The sequence below is a fragment of the Methylomonas montana genome (genome assembly GCF_030490285.1).
In the GTDB taxonomy this organism is placed as follows: Bacteria; Pseudomonadota; Gammaproteobacteria; order Methylococcales; family Methylomonadaceae; genus Methylomonas; species Methylomonas montana.
In genome coordinates this window covers 2,839,251-2,859,728 of sequence record NZ_CP129884.1, presented here as the reverse complement: position 1 = coordinate 2,859,728, position 20,478 = coordinate 2,839,251, and the positions used below count along the sequence as shown (strand labels likewise).

Sequence of the window (20,478 nt, the reverse complement as noted above, 5' to 3'; positions counted from 1 at the left end):
ACAAAAATAATAAACAGGAGGTATACCATGCTAGCAAAAATTGCCGTAGTCGATTACATGTCGACCAAAATGATTACCGTTACCCCTGACACCGAAATTTCTCAGGCTGTTAAAAAATTGTTGGACCACAAAATCACCAGCGTCCCGGTCATGGACGAGCGCGGTAAATTAGTCGGAATTTTTTCCGAGAAGGATGGCATGAAGGTGTTCGTCGAATCGGCTTATAACCAAAGCATGGCCGGAAAAGTGGGCGAATATATGACCAAGGATCCGCAGATCGTCAGTGTCGATGCGAGTTTGGTAGATGTCGCCAATCAGTTTCAGGAAACGCCGACTCGCAGTTTCCCGGTTTTTAAAAACGGGGAGTTAGTCGGGATGATTAGCAGAGTCGATGTATTAAGAGCGCTGGCGGCCATCCGTTAGACCCCAGCAGTACCGAGCGGCGGCCCATCATTCAAGATGATGGGCCGCCGGGATCAGCTTCGCTCACACCCCTGCAAAAACAAAGCGGCTGACTTTATGCCCAGTTGCCGGTCCTGTTTCGTTAGGGTCTTCGTTGAACTCATATAAGCTATAAAGCATTGGATAGGCGCATCGGTAATTGTCAGCGCCTATTCATTTCGAACGGCTGTCAGATGGCCGGTCTTACATGTCGCATTTGTGGCCGGCACCGCAGCAATCAGCCATCGCGCCGCCGTGTTTTTTACAATGATCGGCGCTGCAATCATGAGCCGCATCGCCTTGGTGGTGGGCGCAATGGCTGGCATCGCAGCTTTTAGCCGCGGCAGCATCGTGATGCGCGCAATGTTCGGCGCTGCATTCATGGGCTTTGGCATCGGGATTTTGCGCGCAATGTTGGGCACAGACTTGGTCTTTTGCGCCTGGATGATCCGCGCAATGTTTAGCGCAATCGTGTTCAGCCGCCGCTTTGTCGGCGCAATGTTTCAGGCAGGCTTTATTTTTTTTGCCTTTGGTTTTGGCGCAATGTTTAACGCAATCGTGAGCGGCTTCGGTTTTATGTTTAGCACAATGTTCAGGACTGACGGCTGGCGCAGCCGGTTCGGCTTTAGCGGCCGGTGCAGCGGCCTCAACCGGCGCGGCGGCGGTTGGCGCCACTAGCGCTGGTTCGGCGGTGGCTTCGGTAGCCGGTTTTGCGGTTTCGCAGCCCGTCAGGGTGAGTATTGCTGGCAACGTCAAGGCGAGCAATAAATGTTGAATTTTCATATGTATTTCTCATTTTGTGATTTAGGGTGGCGCAATTGTAGTGAGAAGTGATGTGGCAAGCAAATTAAATTGCGTTATTTAACATAGATTAATTTATAGAAAATCCATGGCTCAATTTGCTTACATTGATGTAGAAAACAGCAATATCGAGGATGCGGCGACGTAGTCAACGCGCCATCGAAGCGGAGGGCTCAGCAGGTTTTCTCTTGGCAGCGCAACGTAAAAGTGACCGGGCCGTCGTTCACCAGCGCGACTTTCATATCGGCGCCAAATTCGCCGAATTGGCTGCCGGGATAGATGTTCAAGGCGCGTTGCTGGAAATAGCCGAAAAGCTTTCGACCCAGCGCCGGCGGCGCGGCGCTAGCGAAACTGGGACGGTTGCCGGTATCGGTATCGGCAGCCAGCGTGAATTGAGGCACTATCAATAAGCCGCCCTGAATGTCGCGCAGGCTGAGATTCATCTTGTCGTCGGCGTCGGCGAAAATTCGGTAATTCAGAATGCGTTCCAGCAGGCGGTCGGCTTGTTTGGGCGTGTCGGATTTCTCGACGGCAACCAGTGCCATGATGCCAGAGCCTATCGTGCCGATGTCGATGCCGTTGACCGTGACTTTAGCTTGGGTAACGCGTTGAATGATGCTGATCATGAGTTTTCTAATGGATTATGACAATAATCGCCGGAACGAATGCGGCTCAGGCCGTCGATTGGGCGATTGTAAAGATAAGTCCAAGCCGACAACGGCTGTTGTCCGGGCAGGATGACCGGGTGCTGGCTGCGGGCATATTCGTGTGGTGCCTGGAATTGCGCGGCACATTCTTCGTAAATATCCAGCATCGCCAGAGTCTGTTCGGGGTTTGGCAGCCGATACAATTCGCCCGTGACGAATCCGGACTCGGCAGCGATGGCCGCCGGATAGCGATCGACTTCATATAATTCCGCGCCGATACGCGCCTCGCCAATGTATATACAGTCGGCAAGCAAGGGGTGATTGATTAGGCTGGTTTGATCCCGGCGTAATGTGCCGTAAACAAACAGATATTGCAGTACTTGCGTCATGAATAGAGGCGGTCGATCAAATCCTTGAACCAGTGTGGGCGAAACGCCAGGATATAGAGAAAGGTCAAGCCCAGCAGTGGAATCGGGCCGATTTCGATAATAGTCATCAGCAAAATGATCAAAAACCATTTTACGCGCAGAAAAAATGAATCATTGCTCATGACAGTTTAGTAATGGTCGCGGTGAGTGAAGGCAAGCACGGTGGTAACTAGCGGATATGCTATCGATTTGGATTCGATATAGGGTCAATGAAACCTGACTACACCGGCGTATCTTACCCTCCGGAAACCACGGCTGCCAAAGCTTATCTTTAGCAATCTGGTCTTCCGACAGCGAATCAGATAGGTGCCAGGTTTTAACGGCATATTCAGTCACTGCTTGGTATGATTAAATCGATCGGGGTAGGCTGCGACTCGAACATCATGATCGTCACATAAATTAATGGAGAGATTTCACTATGGCGCATACGCTGTTTTTCAGAAAATTGGTTTTGGCTCTACAGGTCGCCAGACGAGAGCATTTGCAAACACAGCATCGGCCTGCGCCCGTTTCGCTAGCCGCAGCAGAGTGGAGTCGGCGCAGATTCATGAAAACCAGCTCGGTGGTGGGCATGGCCGGCTTGGTCAGTCAGGCATTGCCGTTTCCGGCGATGGCCGATCCGCGACAGGCCGCGAATCGAGTAGCCATCATCGGTGCGGGCATCGCCGGCCTGAATGCGGCGTACCAACTGAAGAAAGCTGGGATCAACGCGACTGTCTACGAAGCCCGGTCGACTGTCGGCGGCCGGATGATGTCTGCCGCGATTGAGGATGGCTTGGTGATCGACTTGGGTGCCGAGTTGATTAATACCGATCACGCCGACATGCTGGCCTTGGTTAAAGAATTTAATATCGGTCTGTTCAATAAGTTAAAAGACGCCAAACGTCAGCCCTATCCGAAGGAAATCTATTTGTTCGACGGCGTCCGTTACACGGAAGCACAGCTGATTGACGATTTACGCCCGATCGCCGCGCAAATCAGCGACGATTCGAGAATTCTTTATCAGGATTGGGATGCCAATGCGCCGTTATTCGATCAGTGGTCGGTCAGTGATTATCTGAATCAACACGCCGATAAAATTTCCGAACCCTATGTGCGCGAATTATTGGAAACGGCTATTCGCACCGAATACGGTGCCGAGCCAGATCAGTCGTCGGCCTTGCAGTTGTTATTTATATTACCTGAGGTGAACGGTCAATCCGTGGAATTGTTGAGCTACAGCGACGAGGCCTATGCGGTGGTCGGCGGCTCTGCCAAAATCACCGATGCCTTGGCGGACGCGCTATCCGGCCAGATTCAACGCAATAAAGTCTTGCTGGCCATCGATCAGGAAGGTGGCGAGTATCGGCTGGCTTTTTCTGATCATACCCAGGCGGTTGCCGACATCGTCATCGTCACCGTACCATTTCCACCGTTGCGGAAAGTGGCGATCAATGCGCCGCTGCCCAATCTGTTCCGCCGTTTCATCGACGAAACCGGCTTGGGCGTCAACGAAAAATTATTGGCAAGTTTTAGCGAGCGTTTTTGGCATCAGGCGGATGGTTTCAGCCTGGCGGCATGGAGTGACCTGGGATTTTCCGAAGTTTGGGACGAAACGCAACGCCAAACCGACCGCCGCGATGGCGTGTTGAATTTTTTCCTGGGTGGTGACCAAGCCACGCTCGCTAACAGCCGAAATACCAAAGTGTTGGGTAAACAACTTATCGCGGAGCTGGACATGTTTGTTCCCGGCGCCGTCGAATCTGCCACCGGTACTTTCGCCAAAAGCGCCTGGGCTAAAAGTCCTTACACCCTAGGCGGTTACGCCAATTTCACGCCGGGACAATTGACTACCTTTGGCAGTTATTTCTGGATCGAATCCGGTAATCCGGCGGCGCAACAACGAGTCGGATTCGATAATCTGATTTTTGCCGGCGAACATCTGAGCGATGCCTATTACGGTTTCATGAACGGCGGCGCCCAGACCGGCCGTCTGGCCGCCGGTCTGGCCTTGGAGAAAATTGCTGCAACCGGCTAATGGCAGGTTGAACTGATCTGATTCAGCATCAGCCGCTTAATGCCCGGCGTGTGACGGCGGGGTATTGGTGATATCGTTTCTGCGCAAAATATAGCGATCGGCCAGTTTGCCGGAGACCCGGTTGCCGTTGTTATCGAGCTGAATCAGCTGGTTCTCGCCGACCAGATATTGCTGCGAAGCTGAACTATTGCGCGGCGTCAGCACAATGGTATTGGCTTTGTCGCCCCAGGCAAATTTACCTTTTTCGACAAATTCTCTTTCCGATTTGCCGAGGTATTGGGTAATCAACACGTAGCTGCCGTTTTTGTTTAACGCCAGCGTGGTTTTCACGCCGATACAGTCGGCGCAAGGTGTTAATCCGTTATAAATGCCCGGCCAATCCAGGCTGGTTTTGGCATGATGATGTTCATCCTTTTCCTGCGGCGCGGCTGTCTCGGCAAAAGCAGGCCGGTAGGCGCAGAAAGCCGCGACGACGAGAAAAATAGGTAGAGTTCTTTTAAGTTTTCGCATAATTAGTTCCTAAATGAATGGTGATAATAGTTAAGTTGGAACGCTGTCAGGCTGCAAAATCCATGATTTGCGGAAAATTCGTTGGCGCGGTTTACATGGTGTAAATTATTGAATTATCAGGTTATGGCGGGCAAACGCACGTTGTCTGGAACGCCTATTGTGGCATAGCTGGCCGCCGGTTGGCTGATTTGATGTGTCCGCCGGTATTTTGAGGTGCTGCAAGGCATTATGCAATGTCAGCTGCGGTTGCCGCGGCCGCCAGGAATGACTTCCTTCGCTGTTATCATCGTGCAGAATTTTTTAAGATAGTAAAACAGTCATGCCAGCTTGGTTTTGATCGGCAAGCCGTATCGATGCCAAGTGTTCGCTGGAGAATCAATCAAATCAAGCTCTGCGAAGGGTTATCTGCAAACGAGTTAATTCCAGACATTAATATGGCTACACCACTGATTACAAGGCAAGGTTTTGAAAAATTAATGCAGGAGTTGGACCATTTGTGGCGCGTCGAGCGCCCTGAAGTGACCAAAATGGTGACTTGGGCCGCCAGCCTGGGCGACCGAAGCGAGAACGCCGACTACCAGTACAACAAAAAAAGATTACGGGAAATCGATAGGCGAGTCCGCTATCTGCAAAAACGCCTGGATAGCCTTAAAGTGGTCGATTACCATCCGGATCAGGATGGCAAGGTGTTTTTTGGCGCCTGGGTGGAAATCGAAAACGACTCGGGCGAGACCAAACGCTTTCGGATTGCCGGCTACGATGAAATTTTCGACCGCAAGGATTACATATCAGTAGATGCGCCGATGGCGCGTTCCTTGTTGAAAAAAGAGGTCGATGACGAGGTCGTGGTGAAGACGGAAGCCGGGACATTTGTCTGGTATGTCAGCGCCATTGAATATGAGAAATAGCGGGCTTTTACTCGCGATATCAGCATGTTTTTTATGGAAAAAGGTTATATGATGTCGGCTTTTTTCATCCAGCAAAGGCACTTATGCAAATTACAGACAAAACAGCGGTTTCTATCCACTACACCTTAACCAATCAACATGGGGAACAGTTGGATAGTTCGCGGGGCGAGTCGCCTTTGGTTTACCTGCACGGTTCCGGCAATATCATTGCCGGTCTGGAAGCTGCGCTGGCCGGCAAACAAACCGGCGACAAGCTAAATGTGACCATCGCCGCCGATCAGGCTTACGGCGAAGTGTCCGAAGACATGATTCAAGTGGTTTCCAGAACCATGTTCGACGGTATGGATATTGAAGTCGGCATGCAGTTCCATGCCGAAGTCAGCCATGGACCCGGCATCATCACGATTACCGAGATCGACGGCGACGACATTACCATAGACGGCAATCACCCCTTGGCCGGCGAAGCCTTGACATTCGATGTGGAAGTGATCGATGTCAGACCGGCGACTGCCGATGAAATTGCCCATGGCCACGTCCACGGCGCGGGTTGCCATCACTAAGAAGTCTTGAAAACAGGCCAGGGAGGGTCTGTTTGATGTCGGTTTGCGGCGCATAAATTGTTTCGATGTGTCGCTGAAAATACCTCGATTCCTCCTGATCCCGTCTTAAAGTAACGTTGGCTTTCAAAGGCAAACGGCTTGGTGCTGCATTCATTCGGTGCGTATACCCCGTTTTTGGTGCAAACTTAGCTCGCGCTTGCGCAATAAAGTACTGATTTTTTGCTTTTTAGTCTCGGCATGAATAATGCTTTACTGTTCCATGCGCCTATCGACAAACTTATCTTTATTTCCCGATACCACCAGACAGCTGTCTGCTTCCGACATTCCCATCAACCTTAGCTTAGGCTTGCGCAAATTGCTTCAGGATCGCGAGCGCATGCTCAGCACGCTGATGAGCAATCTGAAAGGGATGGTTTACTGTTGTTTGCTGGACGAGCATTGGAGCATGGTATTCGTCAGCGATGGCTGCAAGCGACTGACCGGTTACGATGCCAATGATCTGCTGTTCAATCGCCGCGTTTCGTATGAAGAGTTAACGCTGAAAGACGATAGGGCCTGGGTGCGCCAGAAAATCGAAAGCGCCGCCAAACTAGGCGAACATTTCGAGTTGGAATATCGCATAGTGCATGCCGATGGTGAGATTCGTTGGGTATACGAGAGCGGTGAACCATTGTTCAACGAAAAAGGCGAGTTGGAAGCGCTGGAGGGCTTCATTCAGGACGTGACTCGGCGTAAGCAGAGCGAGCAGCTTGCCTACGAAGCCCAGGAGCGCTACCGGTCCATTTTCGAAAATGCGATCGAAGGCATTTACCAGACCAGTCCTTCCGGCCGGTATCTGAACTTCAATCCGGCCTTGGCGCGGATTTACGGTTACGAATCCACGAATGAGCTGATGCTGAGTATCTCGGATATTCAGAACCAGCTATATGTCGATCCCCGCAAGCGCGCTGAATACATTGCGATGATGCGTGACCATGGTCAAGTGCACAATTTCGAGGCTCAGGTGTATCGCAAGAACGGCGATATTATCTGGATTACCGAAAATGCTCATGAAGTGCGCGACAAGGATGGAAAACTATTGTTTTACGAAGGCACCGTTGAAGACATTTCCGATCGCAAAAACTACGAACAACAAATCCAGTATCAGGCGACGCACGATAATTTGACCGGTTTGCCCAATCGCACCATGTTGGCCGACAGGCTGCAACAGTGCATGAGTTTTGCGGACCGTTACCATCATAAACTGGCGGTGGCTTTTGTCGATCTGGATCAGTTCAAACTGATCAACGACAGCATGGGGCACCATGTAGGCGATCAGTTATTGGTGATCATGGCGGAACGCTTATCAAACTGTGTGCGTGAATCTGACACGGTGGTGCGATTGGGCGGCGACGAATTCGTGTTGTTGTTGACCAGCCTGCATAAGGTCGAAGACATCACCCAGAGTATGCAGCGTATTCTGGCTGCGATTGCGGCGCCTTGCGTGATCGATGGTCGGGATTTTATCGTGTCGTGCAGTATCGGCATCAGCTTATATCCGGGCGACGGCAGCGATTCGAACGCGCTGCTCAAACATGCCGATTCGGCGATGTACAAAGCCAAACAATCGGGGCGGAATAGTTTTCAGTTTTACACGCGTGAATTGAATCGGGTGTTGACGGAGCGGATGGAGGTCGAATATCGCCTGCGCCATGCGATAGAAAACCACGAGTTTTTACTGCATTACCAGCCTAAACTGGATTTGCTGACCAATACCTTATGTGGCGCCGAAGCGTTGATTCGCTGGCAGCCGCCGGGGAAGAGCATCATTTCTCCGTTAAGCTTTATTCCGGTGGCGGAAGAGACCGGACAAATCGAGGATATCGGTCGCTGGGTATTGATTAATGCCTGCCGGAAGGCTGGTGAGTTTAAGCAATTGACGGGCATCGCCGTACCGGTGGCGGTTAACGTTTCGCCGCGCCAATTCCGGCAACTGGATCTGGTTACGACCGTGGAAGCGGCGCTGAAGGATACCGGCATCGATCCGGATAGTCTGGAGCTGGAAATTACCGAAAGCAGTCTGGTCCACGACACACGCAATTTCATCAAAACTCTGCGAGACTTAAAGGCACTGGGCGTCAAACTGGCGATAGACGATTTTGGCACCGGTTATTCCAGTATGGCTTATTTGAAGGATTTTCCGGTGGACCGATTGAAAATCGACAAAGTGTTTGTCGGCAGTCTGGAGACCGAGCCGGCCAATATCGCCATCCTCAAAGCGATCATCGCGCTTGGGCATAGCCTGGGGCTAAAGGTGATAGCGGAGGGCGTGGAAACCGTTTATCAACGAGAGTTTCTAACCGGAATTGGTTGCGACGAATTGCAGGGTTATCTTTACAGCAAACCCTTGCCGTCGGAGGCATTTGTGCAATTGCTGAGGGATAATATTTGAACGGGATCTAGTTTTTTCCGCTTGTCCCGGTCCCGTGGTGACCATCGGACTTGATGGCGTCGGCATTTCGCCGCGCGAAGACGGCGACGCGGTCAAAGCCGCGCACCCCCCGACCCTCGACCGTCTGATGGCGAATTATCCAATGACTAAATTGCTCGCTCACGGCGCCGCAGTCGGTATGCCCAGCGACGAAGACATGGGCAATAGCGAAGTTGGCCACAATGCCTTCGGTGCGGGCAGGGTGTTTGCGCAAGGCGCCAAATTGGTCGCCGAAGCCATCGCCAGCGGCCATTTATGGCCAGGCCAGGCACGACGTGGTGGTGATCGCCAAGCAAGGCGGTACGCTGCATTTCCTTGGTTTGTTCTCCGACGGCAACGTGCATTCTCATATCGACCATCTGCGGGCGATGCTGGAACAAGCCAAGCAACAAGGCGTGGCGGCGGTTACCGCGATGCAAGGCCTGGATCTGCTTAAGCTTGATCCTGGTGGTCGCCAAGCTGGAATTAGGACCATGCCATCTTAAATTAATCCTATCCCGTCCCGAATCAGCATTTGCCTGGCTGGCGGGTAACAACGTCGAAAACTCTTTGTTAAAAGCTTTAATCCCAGCTGAGCCATATTCAGCTTACCAATTGCCGGATTAACGCATTGCCGTCGGAGAGCAGAGCACGGAGAACAAACCGAAACCACTCAAGGCTGACAATGTTCCCAAACTAAACGATCGCAAGAATTTTGCCTCTTTCTAAGCATCGCCGCGGCAAACAGCCGGCTTGTAAAAGGCCGCAGCGTAGATCTGGAGACAATAGGTGTGGCGTTTTTTGCTAATTTTTTGGGAATTCCTTTGCCAAAAAAATTAGCCAAAATAGAGATTCCCTTTCAACAAGGGCTGAAAACTGGCCACGCCATTTTGACGAGATTACGAAGAAAAATGTGTTAATTCGTCAAGGTATAGCCCACCTTGATAGTCACTTGCCAATGCGCGACTTTACCGTCGTCAATATGGCCGCGCGTATCCACCACTTCAAACCAGCGCATGTTCTGGATGTTGTGGCTGGCCTTGGCGACGGCATTTTCGATGGCTTGCTGGATACCGGCGTTGGATGATCCGGTCAGTTCAATTTTTTGGTAAACATGTTCAGACATGGCTTGACTCCGCTTGAAAGGAATTGAACAAGGCTTGGTAAGCGCGGGCTGCCGTCTCCGGTTCGTAGTCGAAGATGCCGCCTATCACCGCCAACAAGTCTGCACCCGCCGCCAGCAACTGTCCACCGTTTTCAGGCAGGATGCCGCCAATCGCGACGATGGGGACGTTTAACAGCTGCTTGGCGCGTTGCAAGGTGGCGATGTCGGCCGGCGCAGCCAGCGGTTTGGAACCCGAGGTGAAGAAGCGGCCGAAGGCCACATAATCGGCACCGGCGATTACGGCGCTTTGCGCTTTTTCGACATCGTTATAGCATGAGACACCGATGATCGCGTTGGATCCCAACTGGCGTCGCGCTTCGGCGATGTCGCCGTCATCGCGGCCCAGATGCACGCCGTCGGCGCCAATCGCTAAGGCCAGCTCGACGCTGTCGTTGATCAGCAGCGGGGCTTGGTAAGCATGGCAAATTTTCAGTAGTTGGCCAGCCAGTTGTTCGGCATTTAAAGGATTTTTGTCGCGGTATTGAATCGCCGTCGCGCCGCCCTTCAGGGCTGCTTCTACGTCTTGCAAGACTTGGCCGATGGATTTGTGGTCGGGTTGGGTGATGGCATACAGACCTCGGTGGGGAAACTTCATGTTTCCACCCAAAATAGCCGGTCGGGATTGTATTGGCCTTGTCCGGGACGGTAGGCGGCGGCCAGGGATTGCCAGGTGAACTCCTGGGCTTCGCTGACGGCTGTGAACACATCCAGACCCTGCGCAAGCAGGGCGGCAGTGGCGCTAGCCAGCGTGCAGCCGGAGCCGTGATAGCTGTGCGGCAGGCGTTCCCAATTGAAGGTTTCTTGGAGATTGTCCGGCATGAACAAACGGTTATGTACCAGCGCCGAGCTTTCGTGGCTGCCGGTGATCAGCACATATTCGGCGCCATTGTCTTGCAGAAAGCCTCCGCAATCGGCCAGATCGCTTTGTCCGGAGAGGCGGCGGGCTTCTTCGCTATTGGGCGTTAATAGCGTGGTCAGTGGCAATAGTTGTTGAACGATGACATCGATCAATTGTTGGCCGGCCAGTTCGGTGCCGCCGCCGGCCGCCAGTACTGGGTCCAATACCACCGGAATTGACGGATGTTGTCTTAACACCTGTGCAATCGCTTCGGCGACGCCGGCATCGCCGATCAGGCCGATTTTGAAGGCGGAGACTTTAAAGTCCGCCAACAAGGTGTGCGCCTGGTTGAGAATATCCTCGGGCTTTTGCGGAATCAGCTTGTTGACGTTGCGGCTGTCCTGTTCGGTTAAGGCAGTAATCACGCTGGCGGCATGGCACTGATGGCCGACGATGGCTTCGATATCGGCTTGCACGCCGGCGCCGCCACTGGGATCGTGGCCGGAAAAACACAACACGATAGGGCGATTGCGGCTCATATGCCGTCTCCATTCAGCAATTTCAGAAACTCTTGTTCACTGATGACGTTGACGCCTTTTTCGCGGGCGGCATTAGTTTTATTGGCGCCGACATTGTCGCCGGCTACCAGGTAATCAGTCTTGGCCGATACCGATCCGCCGACTTTGGCGCCCTTGGCCTTGGCTTGTTTACTGAGTTCGTCGCGGCTGCCGCTGTGAAGTGTGCCGGTGAACACCAGGGTTTTGCCGGCTAGCGGATGGGCGTTGTCGGTGGCCTGGTTTTGGGTGGCTGTCAGATTGAAACCCAGTCCCATCAGAATATCGAACAAGGGCTTGATCTTGGCGAAGCCTTCCGTGATCACCGCGGCAGTTTTCTCCGCGAAACCTTCGATGGCGACGATGTCGGCTTCGCTGAGATTGAAAATCTCCGCCAACGTGTAATGCGCCAACAGCCGCTCGCAGTTGCCCAGTCCCATCCGAAACACCCCAAAAGAAGCCAGGAAGCGCCAGTCTTCGATGGCTTCGTGACGGCTGCGCACCAACTGATCGACCAGATTTTGCGATTGCTTGGGTCCGAATCCCATGCTTTCGAATTGTTCGGCGGTTAAGGCATAAATCGCGTCTACCCGGCGGATGCCATATTCGTAAAGCTTCTTGATCGTCGCGGCACCGAAGCCGTCGTTATTTTTTAGCACCCGGAAGAAATGTTCCATGCTGTTGCTGATTTGCGCGGGGCATTCCAGGTTATTGGGGCAGATCAGGTAGTCGTTGTCCCAAATCAATTCGTGGCCGCAGCTAGGGCAGGCAGTGGGTACGGCGGGTTCGGCCGGGCGCAGCACTGCCTCGATTTTCGGGATGACCTCGCCGGAGCGCGCCAAACGGATCAGCGCGCCGGGGCCGATACCTTTATCCAATACCATTTTGTAATGGTGGGCGGTGGCTCTGGATAATAATGCGCCGCTGAGGCGGACCGGTTCCAGTTCGGCGACTGGGGTGATGCGGCCGGAACGGGAAGTTTGCGGGGTGACGCCAATGACGGTGACTTCGGCGGTCTCCAGATTTTCCTTATAAGCCAGTTGCCAACGGTGATGATGGCGGGTGGCGCCCATCGCTTGTTTGAGCTGGTCGTCGACGATTTCCAGAATCACGCCGTCGACGTCGTAATCCAGCTTATGCCAGATGTCTTTAATGATGGTTTCGAAATCGGCGATCAACTCCACCCATAAACCCGTCCAGCAGGGCAGAATCGCAAACGGATAAAATACCGCGGCATGATCGGCAATGGCGCGTTCGGCGTGTTCGTCCAACTCCTTTTCCTTGATGACGCTGGCCTGGAAGTTACGGGCGTTATCAAAAAACTCGGCCAGATTTGCGTCGAAATAGCTGCGGCTGACCACGATTTCGCCGGCACCCAAACCGCGTTGACCATGATCGGCGACTTGCAAGCCGCGCTCGAATACCCGGGTAATATCGGTGCCTTTGCGACCGTCACCGCGGGTATACAGCATCTGGCCGTCGTCGTAAGCGGCGTAGCCGTCCAATTTGGGCGTGACTTTGAAAATCAGCTCGACAAAGTTTTTATCCAGTTCCTGTGCGGCCTTCTCGATACGGCCGGCCCAGCGCTCCACTTCTTCGCGGCTATAGGCTTTATCGGTGGAGAGCATGACGGTAGGCAGGTCGACGGTTTTGCCGGCGAAAGCCGGTTCGGGTTCGACGTCTTGCAGTAGCGGGTGATCGGGCTGGCGCTTTTTCAGTTCAGCCAGATAAACGAAGTCGTAATCGGCATCGCTGATGATCGGTTCGCCGCCGCGATACAAAGCATTGGCGATTTGTAGTAGAGCGACCAGTTCGGCATCGCTGGCGCTATCCAGTAATTCCGGTTGCCGGCATAACAGGCAAAAACGCTGTTCACCGATGCCTTCCAGATCGATGGCGGCTTGCTGTACGAGGATTTTTTGACTGTCGGTAAGCATGCGAGGATAGATGATTCGGGTAGGACGGCGATTATAGGATAATATCGCAAAAAAAAGGCGGGAGAGAAGAACTCGCCCGCCGAAGCATCTATCTTTCAAGAGGATCATGTCGACGGTAGGAAAGCGCGTGACATGGGTTGTATCTTAGAGATTTAGAGCGGGCCGGCGTTGATCTGGATCAATGTTTACCGGCTTTTTAGTGCAGATTGAAGGCTGCTTTATCATTGTTTTTGACAGGCTTCACATAATCCGTGGATTTCGATAGTTTTCCGTTGTGGGATAAAGCCGGCCTCGCCGAGCTCCTGGGCCAATGCGCTTAATACCAAGGGCGCCGGGCGTTCTTCCACCATGTGGCAGGCGGTGCAGATCAGCAAGAGTTGATCGTGTTGAACGCCGGAGCTATGGCAGCCGACGAAGGCGTTTAAACTCTCGACGCGGTGAATCAGGCCTTGTTCCAGTAGAAAATCCAAGGCCCGGTAGACGGTGGACGGTTTGGCGGCATCGTTGATAGGCCTGATTTGATCGAGCAAGTCGTAAGCTTTAACCGCCTTATGGCTGTTCCAGATCAGCTCCAGCACTTTATGGCGTATCGGCGTGAGCTGTACGCCACGAGACAGGCAAAGTTGTTCGGCTACGCTGATGGCGTTGCGGATGCAGAGGTTATGGTCATGCTCTTGCTTCGGGATGGGTGCTGTTTCGGTCTCGATCATTTGCAAAAAAGGCGACTAAGTTCATTCATTTTGCCGGGGGGGCGAAGTTATAGTGCCAGCATCAACAAGTCATTTCAATTCATATCGTTAAATCGAGTATGAATGTTTTTGCTGGCCTTTGCAGGAGCGCCATAGTATGGTTGTTTGGTTGTGTGTCGGCGGATTTTGGAAAAATGGCGACAAGTATTTTTTGAGGCAATAGATGAGAAGGATTACGTTCCTGGTTTACGCAGCACTATGGATTATGTTGATTAGCCTGAATCTTTATCAACAAGTCAGGGATACCAAGCAATACGCGCAAAATATCGCCACGCGGCAAGCCGAGATGTTTTTCGATCATATTGTTTTGGTCAGAAAATGGAATGCGTCTCACGGCGGTGTGTATGTGCCGATTACCGAAAATACCTCGCCTAATCCTTACTTGGACGTGCCGGATCGGGACGTTGAAACCACCGACGGCAAACGGCTGACTTTGATCAATCCAGCCTATATGACTCGGCAATTGGCTGAAATGAACGATGGCCAATCGGTTATCGTTTTTCATCTCACCGGATTCAAGTCCATACGCCCCGAGAATAAGCCCGATCTTTGGGAGTCTAAAGCGCTGTTGGCTTTTCAAAAAGGCGAAAAAAGCGTCAGCGAGATTGGCAACCTTAACGGTCAATCCTATTATCGCTATATGGCTCCGCTAAAAGTGGAGCAGGCTTGTCTCAGTTGCCACGAGAAACAAGGTTACAAAGTGGGGGATGTGCGTGGCGGCATTAGCGTGGCTATTCCCACTGCCAGTATTGATGCGTTTATCAATGAGCGACTGGAACATTTGACGATCACCCATGGGATTGTGGCGTTTATCGGCTTGCTGGTGTTGTTGTTGTCGTATTTGGCGCAAGCTCGACTCAGTCAGCGGCTGAACAAGGCGCAAAGCCGCTTGCAACTGGCTTATCTGGATTCCCTGACCCTGTTACCCAACCGGCGTTATTACGATGCCTTTGTAAAACGGGAATGGAAGCGGGCCTTGCGACACCAGTATCCGATCTCGATGATCATGATCGACATCGATTTTTTCAAGTTGTACAACGACAATCTCGGCCACATCGAGGGCGATCACTGTTTACGGCAGGTGGCTAAAACCTTGAAACGTTTCTTCAGACGACCGGGCGATTTGATCGCTCGTTACGGAGGGGAAGAGTTTTGTGTGGTGGCGGCTTGCGATGCCGAGCAAATCATGGTGTTGGCGGAGATACTCAGAACAGCCGTGGAAAGCATGCGTTTGCCGCATCCGGCTTCTAAAGTTTCCGAGTTCGTCACTATCAGTCTTGGGGCGGCGACTATCGTTCCCGGAGACGATCAGGCCTTCGAACGCTTGCTGCATAGTGCGGATCAGGCCTTATACGATGCCAAGGCCTCCGGCAGAAATCGGGTCTGTAAGTACAGGCCATGAAAAAGGGCCGGGTGATCCGGCCCTCATTTGCGTTCCATCGGCCCCCTTTATTAAAGAGGCATGAAAGTTACGAGTGTTTTTCCAATAACTTGGCGTGAGCGGCCGCCAGACGGGCTACCGGAATCCTGGGTGCCGAACACGATACGTAATTCAAGCCCAGATCGTGAACGAAACGGATAGAGCGCGGGTGGCCGCCGTGTTCGCCGCAGATGCCGATTTTCAAATCCGGCCGTTGCTGACGGCCCAGTTCGATGGCCATTTTCATCAACCTGCCCACGCCTTCGGAATCCAGCGTTTCGAACGGATTATCTTCCAGCAAGCCCGATTCCTCATACAGCGGTAAGAATTTGTTCTCGGCGTCTTCGCGCGAGAATGAAAAAGTCGCTTGGGTCAAGTCGTTGGTGCCGAACGAGAAGAACGCGGCGGTATTGGCCAAACGGTCGGCGCGGGTGCAGGCTCGCACGGTTTCGATCATCGTGCCGAATTTAAAGTTGAGCTTGAGTTTGTATTGGGCTTCGACTTCGCTTTGAATCTCGTCGACATAGGCTTTGACGGTTTTCAGTTCCTGCACGGTGATGACTTGCGGCACCATGATTTCCGGTTCGACAGGAATCTTCTGTTTCACGCAACGCGCCGCGGCTTCCAGAATCGAGCGTATCTGCATCTTGTAAATTTCCGGATAGCTCATGCCCAGCCTGACGCCGCGATGGCCGAGCATCGGGTTGACTTCGTACAGTTCCAATACCTTGTCCAGCATCATCTGTTTTTTGGTGATGGCTTCGAGGATTACGTCTTCATTCAGCATATTGAACGGTGCCGGCAATTCCGCTGGATGTGCCAGTGTATCCAATGTGACGCGTTGACCTTTGACGATGGTCAGATAATGCTTCAGCGCATCCAGCTCTTCCAACAATTGATGCTCGTTGGGTAGAAATTCATGCATCGGCGGATCGAGCAAGCGCACGGTAACCGGATGCGGAGACATGGCTTCGAACAGTTGTTGGAAATCGTCGCGTTGGATCGGGAATAGCTTGGCAAGGGCGGTTTCGCGTTCCTCGGTGTTGTGCGCCAAAATCATGTCCACCACTAACGGTAAGCGGTCGGCGGCATTAAACATCCGTTCGGTGCGGCACAAGCCGATGCCTTTGGCGCCGTAGCTGGCCGCCAGACGTGCAGTTTCCGGGGTATCGACGTTGGCATGTACCCGTAGACGAGCGATGCTGTCGGCCCAGCTCAACAAGGTTTTTAAGTCCTCGGAGAATGAGGGCGGAATGGTTGGAATCCGGCCCAGATAAATATTGCCGTTGCTACCGTCGATGGTGATCAGATCGCCTTCCTTGATGTGAATATCGCCCACAATCGCTAATCTTGCGCGCACGTCGACCTTGATATCCTCGGCGCCGGCGACGCAGGCTTTGCCCATGCCGCGCGCCACCACCGCCGCATGCGAAGTCTTGCCGCCGCGGCTGGTTAGGATGCCTTGCGCGGCGAAGAAGCCGTGAATGTCTTCGGGTTTGGTTTCCTCGCGCAGCAGGATCAGGTCTTGGCCGGTTTTGCCCAGCCGGACGGCGGTATCGGCGTCGAATACGCAATGGCCGCAGGCGGCGCCAGGCGAAGCCGGCAAGCCTTGGGCGATGGCCTTGACCTCATGGTTGGGCGCCAATTGCGGATGCAACAGTTGCTCCAACATGTCGGGGTTAATGCGCAACAGGGCTTGTTCCTTGCTGATCAGATCTTCGCCGACCATATCGATCGAGGATTTCACCATGGCCGCCGCGTTCATCTTGCCGTTGCGAGTTTGCAGGCAGTAAAGCACGCCGCGCTCGATGGTGTATTCGTAATCTTGTACTTCGTGATAATGCGCTTCCAGTTTATTGCGCAGCTCCACCAATTGCCGGTATTGCTCGGGCATTTCCTTGGCCATTTCCTGCACCGGTTTCGGGGTGCGGATGCCAGCCACCACATCTTCGCCTTGGGCATTGACTAAATATTCGCCATACATTTCGTTGACGCCGGTGCCGGGGTTGCGGGTAAAGCCGACGCCGGTAGCGCAGTCGTCGCCCATATTGCCGAACACCATGGTGACGATATTGACGGCGGTGCCGTTGGCGACTTCCGGCGTGATGTGAAACTCGCGCCGATAATCCAGCGCGCGTTTACCCAGCCAGGAGTTAAATACTGCGCGGATGGCGATTTCCAGTTGCTGGTAAACATCTTCCGGAAACGGCCGGCCGGTTTCTTCATGCACGACTTTTAAGAACAGTTCGCTGATTTCCTGGAGTTGGTCGGCGCTTAAAGCCACGTCGGCCTTGATACCGGCGGCGCGCTTGACGTTGTTGAAATGCTCGTCGAATTTTTCGTCGTCGATACCCAGCGCGACCTTGCCGAACAATTGAATGAAGCGCCGATACGCATCGTAAGCAAAGCGCGGGTCATCGGTCATTTCGATCAAGCCGGCCAAGGTTTGTTTGTTCAAACCCAGATTGAGAATGGTGTCCATCATGCCTGGCATTGAAATCGCCGATCCGGAACGTACCGACACTAACAGGGGCTCGCTGGAGCCGCCGAAAAATTTACCGGTGTCGCGTTCGATGTCGGCGATTTGTTGGCGAACTTCGTCCATCAAATCGGTCGGCAGTTGCTTGTTTTCCAGATAGCTCAGGCAGGTTTGCGTGGTAATCACAAAGCCTGGCGGTACATTGAAACCCATTTGCGTCATTTCGCACAGATTGGCGCCCTTGCCGCCCAGTAATGCCTTATTTTTGCCGTCGCCCGTGGTGAATGAATAGCTGTATTTTGGAGTCATTAATCGGCCTTTTGGAAGTGATGAGTAAGTCGAGTGTAGCTGGAAACGCGATGAGTGCTTGACGTGCGTCCCTGTGCACCAGCATTGAGGTTAGAATACCTTTCTTTTTACCGACTTTTTCGCGTCTTTACAAGTTATGCTCCATGGATAAACCAGATGTCATCATCATCGGCGCCGGCGCTTCCGGCCTGATGTGCGCAATTGAAGCCGGCAAGCGCGGCCGTCGGGTAAGCGTTTTGGAGCATGCCAATAAACCCGGCAAGAAAATACTGATGTCCGGCGGCGGCCGCTGCAATTTCACCAACTACAGCGTCGAGCCGGAAAACTATATTTCCCGTAATCCGCATTTTTGCAAATCGGCGCTACGCCGTTTCAGCCAATGGGATTTTTTGGGCTTCGTGCAGCGCCACCATATAGCTTTTCACGAACGCCTACACGGCCAATTGTTTTGCGACGATAGCGCCAAGGACATTCTGGATGCGCTATTGAAAGAATGCCGACAATATGGCGTGACGATCGATTTGAATTGCCGGGTCGAGCGGCTGGAAAAACAGAGCAACGGCAATTTTTTAGTGCAGACCAGCCAAGGCGAGTCGACTAGCCCGGCGCTAGTGATTGCCAGCGGCGGCCTGTCGATTCCGAAAATGGGCGCGACGCCGTTTGGTTATCGGGTAGCCGAACAGTTTGGCATCAAGGTCTGGCCGACGCGGGCCGGCTTGGTGCCGTTCACCTTGCAGCCGGACGATAAACAGCGCTTCGCGCCGCTGACCGGGATTGCCGTGCCTTGCAGGGTCAGCAATCAGCAGCAATCTTTCAAAGAAAATGTGTTGTTTACCCATCGCGGCCTGAGCGGACCGGCCATTCTGCAAATCTCCTCGTATTGGCGGCCAGGCGAGGCGTTGACCGTGGATTTATTGCCGGATGAGGATATGGCCAGACTACTGAAAGATAAGCGCACTCAAGGCAGCAAGCTAAAAATTCAAAATCTGTTAGGGGATTATCTGCCGAAACGCTTGCTGCAGGCTTTGCTTGAAGAACGCTACCTGGAGATGATTGTTGCCAATTGTGCCGATAAAGACCTGACTGTTATCGCTGCGAGCCTGCACAGTTGGACGATCAAACCCAATGCCACCGAAGGTTACCGCACTGCCGAAGTGACCGTCGGTGGCGTCGATTGCGATGCGGTTTCGTCGAAAACCATGGAAAGCATGCAGGTGCCGGGTTTGTATTTTGTCGGTGAAGTGCTGGATGTGACTGGTTGGCTGGGCGGCTATAATTTTCAATGGGCCTGGTCGTCCGGTTGGTGCGCTGGGCAATACGTCTGATAGGCAGGACGATTTAAATGCCGTGCTCGTGAAAAACGGGCGTGATGTTCAATCTATTCATGGCCCATCGCCAAAATTCAAATTACGTCACAGATTATGTGCGATTTTGGACGCGGAAGAATTTGCGAGGTAACATGCTGCCGGTCGCCCATTAATGATTTCCCTGTCATGATCCTCTTTGTAAGAAACATTCCGGTAAATACGCATATCAGCGAATTACAGCAATATGTCACGTCTGCAGTGAAACGCAGCTTTCCTTTTCGTAGTGGGCGGGTATTGAAAGTGGAGATTTTGGTTATTCAGGACAAGCGTACCAAGGCATTTGAATTTCATGGCTTAGTGTTCGTCGATTCGGATAAAACCGGGCAGCGAGCAATACAAAAGCTAAAGGGTAAACGCTTTAAAAATAAATTGGTGTTGGTGAGAGAATACCATCATCGCACCTGGCATAACGACCGTAGGTTCAAGCAAGAGCATGTGCCGAACAAGTTCATCGAAAAACGCGTTACCGATCGTAGACGCGGTAGCGGTGTGGAAGTTTTTAAGGATCTATCGAGGATTTTCAGTTCACCCGAAGATTTTGCGCGAAAGCTGATATAACGCTATTAACCGATATCGTTGTCGCGAGGTCTACCATTCATCCAACCATGAGGCGATCAACATGAACGAAGATACATTCAATATGGAAATCAGAAAATTTCTAAAAACGGTGGGCATTAGCTCGCAACGTGAAATCGAACATGCCGTCGCCAAAGCAATGGAAGCTGGAAAATTAAGCGGTTCGGAAACGATCAGCGTCAAAATGACCTTGGAATCTTCGGCCGTCGGCATTAACCATTGTATTGAAGGTACGATTGCGCTTGAGTAATCGTCAGTTTGCTGGATAGTGGTTTTCGCCAATAATGAATTGGCATTGCCCGCAATAACCGTATAAACGCTGT

At 52.6% G+C, this 20,478-nt stretch carries 21 protein-coding genes and 1 pseudogene; 11 read left to right on the top strand and 11 right to left on the bottom strand.

Going from position 1 to position 20,478, the window contains the following annotated elements:
• Positions 1-27: 27 nt before the first annotated feature.
• Positions 28-423, top strand: coding sequence for a CBS domain-containing protein (locus QZJ86_RS13180; RefSeq protein WP_301670883.1), 396 nt, complete (start codon positions 28-30; stop codon positions 421-423).
• A gap of 222 nt (positions 424-645) precedes the next feature.
• On the opposite strand, the gene QZJ86_RS13175 is transcribed toward QZJ86_RS13180, so the two are convergent.
• The 4 genes from QZJ86_RS13175 to QZJ86_RS13160 all read right to left on the bottom strand — a co-directional run bounded on the left by QZJ86_RS13175 (position 646) and on the right by QZJ86_RS13160 (position 2,439).
• Positions 646-1,224 (bottom strand): hypothetical protein, encoded by a 579-nt coding sequence (locus QZJ86_RS13175; protein ID WP_301670882.1) that lies wholly within the window; start codon positions 1,222-1,224, stop codon positions 646-648.
• 191 nt (positions 1,225-1,415) lie between these two features.
• Positions 1,416-1,868: a D-aminoacyl-tRNA deacylase gene (gene dtd, locus QZJ86_RS13170; protein ID WP_301670881.1), complete on the bottom strand. Its 453-nt coding sequence runs from the start codon at positions 1,866-1,868 to the stop codon at positions 1,416-1,418.
• Positions 1,865-2,278 carry a gamma-glutamylcyclotransferase family protein gene (locus QZJ86_RS13165; RefSeq protein ID WP_301670880.1) on the bottom strand — a complete coding sequence of 138 codons (414 nt, stop codon included), beginning with the start codon at positions 2,276-2,278 and terminating at the stop codon, positions 1,865-1,867. The genes dtd and QZJ86_RS13165 overlap by 4 nt, the downstream gene beginning before the upstream one ends.
• Positions 2,275-2,439 (bottom strand): hypothetical protein, encoded by a 165-nt coding sequence (locus QZJ86_RS13160; protein WP_301670879.1) that lies wholly within the window; start codon positions 2,437-2,439, stop codon positions 2,275-2,277. Before QZJ86_RS13160 ends, QZJ86_RS13165 begins: the two co-directional genes overlap by 4 nt.
• A 296-nt stretch (positions 2,440-2,735) precedes the next feature.
• Between QZJ86_RS13160 and QZJ86_RS13155 the strand changes: the two genes are divergently transcribed.
• On the top strand, positions 2,736-4,334 hold the full coding sequence (locus tag QZJ86_RS13155) for a flavin monoamine oxidase family protein (RefSeq protein ID WP_301670878.1): 1,599 nt from the start codon (positions 2,736-2,738) through the stop codon (positions 4,332-4,334).
• Positions 4,335-4,370: 36 nt separating this feature from the next.
• Here QZJ86_RS13155 and QZJ86_RS13150 read toward each other — a convergent pair whose 3' ends face one another.
• The gene (locus QZJ86_RS13150; RefSeq protein ID WP_301670877.1) at positions 4,371-4,844 is read right to left on the bottom strand and encodes a copper resistance protein NlpE; all 474 of its coding nucleotides are present in this window, start codon (positions 4,842-4,844) and stop codon (positions 4,371-4,373) included.
• A gap of 434 nt (positions 4,845-5,278) precedes the next feature.
• Between QZJ86_RS13150 and greB the strand changes: the two genes are divergently transcribed.
• The 5 genes and pseudogenes from greB (at position 5,279) to QZJ86_RS13125 (ending at position 9,267) form a co-directional block, all read left to right on the top strand.
• Positions 5,279-5,752, top strand: a complete 474-nt coding sequence (greB, locus tag QZJ86_RS13145; protein WP_301670876.1) for a transcription elongation factor GreB — start codon at positions 5,279-5,281, stop codon at positions 5,750-5,752.
• 83 nt (positions 5,753-5,835) lie between these two features.
• A complete protein-coding gene (locus QZJ86_RS13140; RefSeq protein ID WP_301670875.1) occupies positions 5,836-6,312 on the top strand; it encodes an FKBP-type peptidyl-prolyl cis-trans isomerase in 477 nt (158 codons plus the stop codon).
• Between the two features lie 259 nt (positions 6,313-6,571).
• Positions 6,572-8,743 (top strand): putative bifunctional diguanylate cyclase/phosphodiesterase, encoded by a 2,172-nt coding sequence (locus tag QZJ86_RS13135; RefSeq protein ID WP_301670874.1) that lies wholly within the window; start codon positions 6,572-6,574, stop codon positions 8,741-8,743.
• A 34-nt stretch (positions 8,744-8,777) separates the two neighbouring features.
• Positions 8,778-8,912, top strand: a pseudogene (locus QZJ86_RS13130) (hypothetical protein); the annotation flags it as partial.
• Positions 8,913-8,964: 52 nt separating this feature from the next.
• Entirely contained in the window at positions 8,965-9,267 is a 303-nt protein-coding gene (locus QZJ86_RS13125) for a hypothetical protein (RefSeq protein ID WP_301938981.1), read from the top strand.
• 410 nt (positions 9,268-9,677) lie between these two features.
• On the opposite strand, the gene QZJ86_RS13120 is transcribed toward QZJ86_RS13125, so the two are convergent.
• The 5 genes from QZJ86_RS13120 to QZJ86_RS13100 all read right to left on the bottom strand — a co-directional run bounded on the left by QZJ86_RS13120 (position 9,678) and on the right by QZJ86_RS13100 (position 13,965).
• Positions 9,678-9,887: a dodecin gene (locus QZJ86_RS13120; protein ID WP_301670873.1), complete on the bottom strand. Its 210-nt coding sequence runs from the start codon at positions 9,885-9,887 to the stop codon at positions 9,678-9,680.
• Positions 9,880-10,521 (bottom strand): thiamine phosphate synthase, encoded by a 642-nt coding sequence (gene thiE / locus QZJ86_RS13115; RefSeq protein ID WP_301670872.1) that lies wholly within the window; start codon positions 10,519-10,521, stop codon positions 9,880-9,882. Before thiE ends, QZJ86_RS13120 begins: the two co-directional genes overlap by 8 nt.
• Positions 10,518-11,303, bottom strand: coding sequence for a bifunctional hydroxymethylpyrimidine kinase/phosphomethylpyrimidine kinase (thiD, locus tag QZJ86_RS13110; RefSeq protein ID WP_301670871.1), 786 nt, complete (start codon positions 11,301-11,303; stop codon positions 10,518-10,520). The genes thiE and thiD overlap by 4 nt, the downstream gene beginning before the upstream one ends.
• Positions 11,300-13,255, bottom strand: coding sequence for a helix-hairpin-helix domain-containing protein (locus tag QZJ86_RS13105; protein ID WP_301670870.1), 1,956 nt, complete (start codon positions 13,253-13,255; stop codon positions 11,300-11,302). The genes thiD and QZJ86_RS13105 overlap by 4 nt, the downstream gene beginning before the upstream one ends.
• 221 nt (positions 13,256-13,476) lie before the next feature.
• The gene (locus tag QZJ86_RS13100) at positions 13,477-13,965 is read right to left on the bottom strand and encodes a transcriptional repressor (protein ID WP_301670869.1); all 489 of its coding nucleotides are present in this window, start codon (positions 13,963-13,965) and stop codon (positions 13,477-13,479) included.
• A gap of 202 nt (positions 13,966-14,167) precedes the next feature.
• On the opposite strand from QZJ86_RS13100, the gene QZJ86_RS13095 reads away from it, so the two are divergent.
• Complete coding sequence (locus QZJ86_RS13095) at positions 14,168-15,406, top strand: diguanylate cyclase domain-containing protein (protein ID WP_301670868.1); 1,239 nt, start codon at positions 14,168-14,170, stop codon at positions 15,404-15,406.
• Positions 15,407-15,473: 67 nt separating this feature from the next.
• On the opposite strand, the gene ppdK is transcribed toward QZJ86_RS13095, so the two are convergent.
• Positions 15,474-18,212 (bottom strand): pyruvate, phosphate dikinase, encoded by a 2,739-nt coding sequence (gene ppdK / locus QZJ86_RS13090; protein ID WP_301670867.1) that lies wholly within the window; start codon positions 18,210-18,212, stop codon positions 15,474-15,476.
• Positions 18,213-18,355: 143 nt separating this feature from the next.
• Between ppdK and QZJ86_RS13085 the strand changes: the two genes are divergently transcribed.
• The 3 genes from QZJ86_RS13085 to QZJ86_RS13075 all read left to right on the top strand — a co-directional run bounded on the left by QZJ86_RS13085 (position 18,356) and on the right by QZJ86_RS13075 (position 20,405).
• Entirely contained in the window at positions 18,356-19,537 is a 1,182-nt protein-coding gene (locus QZJ86_RS13085; protein ID WP_301670866.1) for a BaiN/RdsA family NAD(P)/FAD-dependent oxidoreductase, read from the top strand.
• A 168-nt stretch (positions 19,538-19,705) separates the two neighbouring features.
• On the top strand, positions 19,706-20,137 hold the full coding sequence (locus tag QZJ86_RS13080) for an RNA recognition motif domain-containing protein (protein ID WP_301670865.1): 432 nt from the start codon (positions 19,706-19,708) through the stop codon (positions 20,135-20,137).
• A gap of 61 nt (positions 20,138-20,198) precedes the next feature.
• On the top strand, positions 20,199-20,405 hold the full coding sequence (locus QZJ86_RS13075) for a DUF6494 family protein (protein WP_301670864.1): 207 nt from the start codon (positions 20,199-20,201) through the stop codon (positions 20,403-20,405).
• Positions 20,406-20,478 lie beyond the last annotated feature (73 nt).